2 protein-coding genes are annotated in these 1,397 nt (G+C 73.2%); both read right to left on the minus strand.

The genetic code is table 11. The annotated features are described in order from the left end of the window. Positions 1-538 (minus strand): MFS transporter (locus DKL51_RS32710; RefSeq protein ID WP_260428761.1); only part of this gene is annotated, 538 nt, incomplete at its 3' end. Positions 539-668: 130 nt separating this feature from the next. Next, a partial coding sequence (locus tag DKL51_RS32715) for a helix-turn-helix transcriptional regulator (RefSeq protein WP_148097919.1) occupies positions 669-1,397 on the minus strand: 729 nt, incomplete at its 5' end.

The following is a 1,397-nucleotide window of genomic DNA, read 5'->3' on the forward strand; positions in this document are numbered from 1 at the left end:
CGGCGGCCCCGCTGCCGGCGAGGTTGGCGACCGGGCGGAGGTACGCCCGGTACCGGGCGAGCTGGGTGCCGCCGACGGCGCGTACCAGGGGCCCGCGCGCCGCCGCGCCGGCCGCGCGGGCGAGTTCGCCGACGCAGAGCGCGGCCACGAAGAGCCAGAACGAGTGGACGACGATCAGCGCCGCCATGGCGACGCCCTGGAGGCAGAGCATCAGCAGGTAGATCTCGCGCGGCCCGCGCCGGTCGGCGACGTGTCCGACGGGCACCCCGGCGAAGAGGCCGACCACGGCGGCGATGCCCATGCCGAGCCCGACCTGCGCCACCGAGAGCCCGACGGAACGGGTGAAGAACAGCGCGGCGCTCACCATGAATACGCCGCTGCCGACCATGTTGACGAATGTGGCCAGGGCCAGAATCCGCTGTGGGCGGGTGTCGGGAATGAACCCCCGGGCAATGAGCCAGGAACTGTTTTCCCTGGTGAGGTTGGTTTCGGAGTCGCTGTTTGGCGGGTTGTCCACTGCTTTCCGCGCGGTTTTCACGAAGCCTTTGATCCTCCCGTTGGCAACGTCCGCCGATACTGCCAGTCGGGCATGCGAAAGGGATCAGTCCGGCGGCCGATACCGACATTCACCGCGCACTGGTAAAATTCTTTCAGCGGTTGGCAGGCGGTCAGAGTCCCAGGGCGGCCAGCTCGGTCCGGCTCGTGACGCCGAGCTTCGGATACGCCTTGTAGAGGTGGTACGCGACCGTCTTGGGGCTGAGGAAGAGCTGCGCGGCGATGTCCCGGTTGGACAGCCCCTGCGCGGCGAGCCGGGCGATCTGCAGCTCCTGCGGGGTGAGGTCGGCCGCGGCCGGTGCGGCGGGCTGCGGGGCGCGCAGTCCGGTGGCCTCCAGTTCGGTGCGGGCCCGCGCCGCCCAGGGCGTGGCGCCCAACTGGTCGAACGTGTGCAGGGCCCGGTGCAGCCGGCCGCGGGCCTCTGCCTTGCGGCGGGCCCGGCGCAGCCATTCGCCGTACAGCAGCTCGGTGCGGGCCTGCTCGAACGGGCGGCCACCGACCTTGAGGGCGAGCAGGTGGTCCTGCTCGTCGCCGGAGAGCAGCGCCCGGCACCGGTACGCCAGCGACTGCGCCCACGGCTGCGCCACCCGCTCCGCCCAGGCCGCGAAGCGGGCGTACGCCGCCTCCGCCTGCTCGGGCACCCCGGCGCGGACGGCCGCCTCGACCAGGTCGGGGACGCTCCGGTACGCGCACACCTGATGGGCGTACGGGTTCTCCTGCAGGGCGGCGAGCCGGCCCACCGCCGCCTCGGGCCGGCCCTGGCCGAGGTCGAGCAGGCCGAGCGCCCAGAGCGTCCAGGCTCGCCCGCCGGCCTCGGCACCCGCCGCCGCCCCGTCCAGCGC

The organism is Micromonospora globispora (assembly GCF_003857015.1).
Lineage (GTDB): Bacteria > Actinomycetota > Actinomycetes > Mycobacteriales > Micromonosporaceae > Micromonospora > Micromonospora globispora.